General features: G+C 57.6%; 4 protein-coding genes and 1 pseudogene. All 5 read left to right on the top strand.

All coding sequences use genetic code 11. The features are described 5' to 3' along the window. Positions 1-507: hypothetical protein (locus tag EOA60_RS37675; RefSeq protein ID WP_164899395.1), on the top strand; the 507-nt coding region annotated here is incomplete at its 5' end. A 161-nt stretch (positions 508-668) separates the two neighbouring features. After that, on the top strand, positions 669-1232 hold the full coding sequence (locus EOA60_RS18665) for an HK97 family phage prohead protease (protein ID WP_128311713.1): 564 nt from the start codon (positions 669-671) through the stop codon (positions 1230-1232). Between the two features lie 339 nt (positions 1233-1571). Further along, positions 1572-2066, top strand: coding sequence for a DUF4365 domain-containing protein (locus EOA60_RS18660; RefSeq protein ID WP_128311711.1), 495 nt, complete (start codon positions 1572-1574; stop codon positions 2064-2066). Further along, positions 2063-3214, top strand: a complete 1152-nt coding sequence (locus tag EOA60_RS18655; protein WP_245479302.1) for a hypothetical protein — start codon at positions 2063-2065, stop codon at positions 3212-3214. Before EOA60_RS18660 ends, EOA60_RS18655 begins: the two co-directional genes overlap by 4 nt. A 107-nt stretch (positions 3215-3321) precedes the next feature. Beyond that, positions 3322-4962 (top strand): annotated as a pseudogene (locus tag EOA60_RS18650) (hypothetical protein); the annotation flags it as partial.

Genomic DNA, 4962 nt, shown 5'->3' with positions numbered 1-4962 from the left:
GAATGTGACGACGTCTATGCTGGCCTGCTCTCAAAGCGCGCTGAACTTAACGAGCGTCTGCGCGGGCTTGACGCAGAAGCGCGGCAAATCGAAAAAGAGATCGCCGCGGACCCCACCCCCGAGGTTAGACCCAGCGTCGCGGCATTACTCGGTGATGGGCCGACCGCTAAGGCCGCCAACCGCAAGAAGCTTGCCGACGTGCGCGCAGACAGGGCCGACCATGAGGTTGCCTCGCGGGCGATTGAGCAGCGGATCCGAGACGCAAAAACCCCGGCCGTGCGGAAGGCAATCGCGCTCGTTCGACCAGAGTGGGATCGCCGCCAGAAGGAGTTGTGCGAGGCGCTTGCAGTGGTCGAGAAGGCGCACCGCAGCTTGAACGACCTAGCCGAAGGCCTTGAGGCCGAGGACATCGGTTCGAGTCATTTCGGCAACCGCGCGCATTTCCTTGGCGATGCTCGAGACGGCCATATCGCACGTTACCTCAAGGAGGCTGGCTATGTCGGTTGAATTGGCAAGCGCAGAGCGCAAGAAGGCGCGCGGGCGGCGGCGCCGCATCAAGTTGCCAGGCTGCGAAGCTAGGGAGTCAACCCTGCCGGCCGAGGAGATCGCCAAAATACTGAGAGAGACAAAGCCTGGCGGGAAGCGAAACTCCGACTTGGAGGCGGAACTTGGCCGATAGTAACACCATCAGCGGCTATGTGGCGCGATTCGGGGACATCACAAACGTGGGCGGTGACTTCCGGGAGCGCCTCGCTCCCGGTTGTTTCACGCGCACACTTCGGGAGATGCCCGACGTCGTGATGATTCTCGACCACGATTCGGGCCGCGTCCTTGGCCGCGTGTCTGCCGGATCGCTCCAGCTTCGCGAAGATTCGGTCGGCCTTCATTTCACCTTGTACCCAGATCCAACCACGCCCGAGGGCCAGACGGCAATTGGGACGGTGGCTCGTCAGGACGTAAAGGGATGTTCGTTTTCGTTTTCGGCTCGGTCCGAGAGTTGGGACGACGGGGCTGGCGACCAACTGCCGCTGCGCACCATCGAAGATCTCGACTTGTGGGAATGCACGCTAACGGCGTTTCCCCAATACGAGACGACTTCGGCAAAACTCAAGCGCTCCAGCAAGCAGGACAACGCAGCCAACGCCTTGCGACGTATCGAAGAAAAGGGAGCCAAGCTCTCGGCCAGCGCGCGCCGTGCACAAATGGAAATGGCCATCCGAGGGATCCGGTGACAAAGGCGCGGCGCAAACAAAAAGGCGGGGTGCCTCGCACGCCGCCTGCCGCTGAAGCCCAGAAGGCAGCGCTACGCCGCATTCGCACGCCCGAAAAGCAGCATCTGTCGGCGGGGTTGATGCGGTTTCTGAAGGTGGAGGGGGCATTCCCCTTTCCACCCTGATTGACGCCGAGACCGGTGCCGAAAGAAAACTTTCGCATCCGCAAAATCGAAAATTCAGGCCGAGGCGGCGGTGAGGCTAAGGGGATAAGCTAACCGCTTTACAGCAGCGGCCGGATGGCAAGCATTCAATCATATGGTAAACCCTTGAGGGCCAAATCCTAAAGGGCGCTTTGCTTTGGATTCTTTGCTTACGGAAAAAGATATCGAGGAGGCGCTTTCTGCCGCTTACGCTCACGCTGTTGCGGCGAGCGCGGGATATGTTGTAGCGACCAGGAATTTCGACCGAGATGGCGTAGACCTCACGATTGAGGTAGGTGACACGTTCCGTCCGAAAATCGACGTCCAACTGAAAGCGACGATCAATTTGGATCCAGTCGGCGAGGTCTTTCGTTACCCCTTACGGCAGCGGAACTACGACCTTCTGCGGATTGAGACGCAAACGCCACGAATTCTTGTGGTCCTGAAATTGCCGCAAAACAGGGGTGATTGGTTAACCCTTACCCCTGAGAATTTGATTCTGCGGAATTGTGCGTATTGGACCGCGTTGGTTGGTTCGCCAGCGACGGACAACGAGTCGTCCACCACGATCGACATCCCCGTCAAGAACTCGTTCGACACCAAGAGCCTGAAAGAACTGATGGAAAAATCACGGACAGGGAGCCTACGATGATCAGGTCACTTGTCGATGATCGTGAGGCGCTTGCGGCCGTTACACCGCAAGCGCTGTTGGCCTATGTAAGAGGGCAAGGCTGGGTAAAAACCGAGAAGTTCGGCAATCATAGTGACGTCTTCGTCAAGGAAAAGGCTCCTGAGCTAATCGTTCCCGCCTCCGCCAAACTGGGTGACTACCCTGATGTTGTATCAGAGATCATACGCAAAATTGCGGAGCAGGAAGGACGATCCGAGCTGCAGATCTATCGCGATTTGTCGGGTGCCGATCGTGATGTCATTCGAGTCCGAGCGCCGGAGGCGGACGATGACGGATCGGTAAGGATCGAAGCGGGAGTGGAGATATTCACAAATGCCCGCGACTTGTTGCTTTCGGCGGCCTGCGCAGCGAATGACCCCCGTCCAGCCTATAGGGCTGGAGGGAACAAGGTGGCTTCCAGTTACATGGACCGCGTCAGACTCGGCCAGACTGAGCAAGGAAGCTTCATAGTAACGCTGCTGGCACCCGTTCCTCCTTCTTTGGAACCGCCAAAACAGACTGAGCTTTGGCCGATTGCATATGAGGAGCCTTTTGATCGACGCGTCACCAGAATGCTTGCAGATGGACTAGATGCGGCCCGCAATGCCGCCGAGCAGGCAATACGAGGCGAAGGCCTCGATCCCTTCCAACGTGCTGTTGAAAGCGGCGTCAACGCCAACCTCTGCGAGGCATTGTCGTCCCTAATCACTAAAGGTGAAGGACTCGAAGTTTCAGTGACCTGGGCAAGAACTCGTCCAACGCCGGAAATCAGGAGGAAGGTCGAGTTCACGCGTGGCGATGGGGAGGTGTTTCAGGAAGCCGCTCGCATCCTTCGATCGCAGGAGCCTAGAGTTGGAGAAAGGCTTGCCGGCTATATAACCGCTTCAGCTAGGAAGCCTTCTCAAAAAGAAGGCCAGGTTACCATCAATACTTTTATCGATGGAAAGCCTGTCTCGGTAAAGACAATCCTGCCTCCTGAAGAATTCTCTCGTGCACTTGTCGCTCATGACACTAAGGACATCATCGAGATAGTTGGAGATTTGCGCAGAGAGAACCACCGGTGGTGGCTCGACAGGCCGCACAATCTGCAGGTAATCTATACCACTGCTGATGAGATAGACAGCTTCTAGGCCGCCCCTCAGGCGGACTTTTCTTTTTCAGGATTCACAACAATGACCAAACACCCTGCCGCGGCCGGAACGCAGCCGCATGCCCACCCACTGGAGCAGGAACCTAAATGAGCGGATTGGCTGATCTTCGTAAGGGGACTGTCGGGCATTGGATTCAGGGCGGCACAACTACCGCGCCAACTGTGCCGGAGGCGTCGCCTATTCAGACGTCGCTTCCGACATCTGCTTACGGCCAGACTATTCCCGTTGTGTGGGGCAAGTGCCGCTTGCCGGCCGCTTACATATGGGTGCCGCCGATCGTCACGGTTACCGAGACCCATATGGAATGGTGGGATCAGATCACCACCACGACTAGCGACATGTCGTGCCGGCTGCGCTTTGCCCGACCTCTTGTGCCCGATTCCACGTGGACCATGCGCAAGCTCTATTGCAACGGCACGCTGATCTATGACGCTTCCCAAGGTTATCGAAAAAAGGGACTGAAGTTCCGCTTTTACTCCGGCCTAAGCACTCAAGGACAGGATCCCACAATGGTTGCGGAGGAGGGCGAGAGCAACGTTTCAGCTCACCGTGGCTACCTCGACATCGTGCTCACGAACTTCGACATCCAAGGCTTTGGCGCTCCGCCGGTCTTCGAGGCGGAATGGATTCAGGACGCCGCGTCAACTCATGACTACGACACGTTTCAGACCTACAGCGGCGAGATCGCATTCGGGCAGATGATCCCGGTTTGGGATCAGGGCAAGTTGTTCGGGTTCGATAACGCGGACGTTTATCTTTATTCGATTTATGCCACCAAACAATATTTCAGCTTCGACCTTCCGGGCGACGCCTTCACCACGTATTCGTGTTTCCGGTACAGCCGTGTCCTCGATCGGCTCGTCTATCTCGCGAGCTTCGGCGGGGTGAACAACTGGAAGCCCGTTCTGATCGACGGCTCTACCGGGACCGTGATCGAGACCTCTTCCGCGAGCGCCATTGCCTCCGGCGTTATCCCCGAGCAAGGCGGATGCCTCGTGGATTTCAACACGTCGGCTCTGGTGGTCGGCTTCACGACGAGCAGCGATCAGATTTTCTCGGTCATGCTCACGGTTGACGACATAACGCCGGTCTACCAATCCGGGACGGGCTGGGAAGGGTATTCAAGCATCCAATGCGTGACGCCTGGCGCCGTTCGCGGCAGTGATGCCGACTTCTACTTCTGTGCCGACAGTGACTTGGTAAAGGTGACATTTGCGAGCCAGGGCCAGCTCCTGGCGACGAGCGTATTGGCGTCCTTCTCTGACGATCTCCGCTACGCGATTTATGACGATGACGGCGATATTGTTGTGTGGACAGATGCCGGCACCGTTTCCCGCGTCGATGGGTCAACCGGCGCTGTCGAATATACGAAGACCGTTCCCTACCAGGTCGAGACCATTGGATTGCGCGATCTCGGGGCACCCGACCTCCAGAGGCTAACCGACGAGCTCTACTTCACCACCGGCGGCACGAGTTATTTCACCGACCTCAAAACCGGCCTCACGCGGTCTGTCGCTGGCGCAGATGCCACCGTGCAACCATTCTTTTGGGACGGTCAGACCGACACCGGCATCACCAAGACCGTCCTAAGCCAGCCCCGAAGAATCCGGCTGATAACCGGCGACGGGGATCTTCGCCAACTGTCGGATTTTCTCGAAGATCTGATGGCGCCGTCCGAAGTCGAGACCATCAACATTGACGATGTGATCGATGGGGCGGTGATCGAC

The sequence above is a fragment of the Mesorhizobium sp. M1A.F.Ca.IN.020.06.1.1 genome (assembly GCF_004023265.1).
Classification (GTDB): domain Bacteria; phylum Pseudomonadota; class Alphaproteobacteria; order Rhizobiales; family Rhizobiaceae; genus Mesorhizobium.
Note: the sequence above shows the minus strand (reverse complement) of the source record. Positions and strands in the feature narration are given on the sequence as shown.

What these genes read in the sequence shown, in the direction of transcription:
- EOA60_RS18655 (WP_245479302.1), top strand. Translation starts at nt 2,063, where the DNA reads ATGATCAGGTCACTTGTCGATGATCGTGAGGCGCTTGCGGCCGTTACA.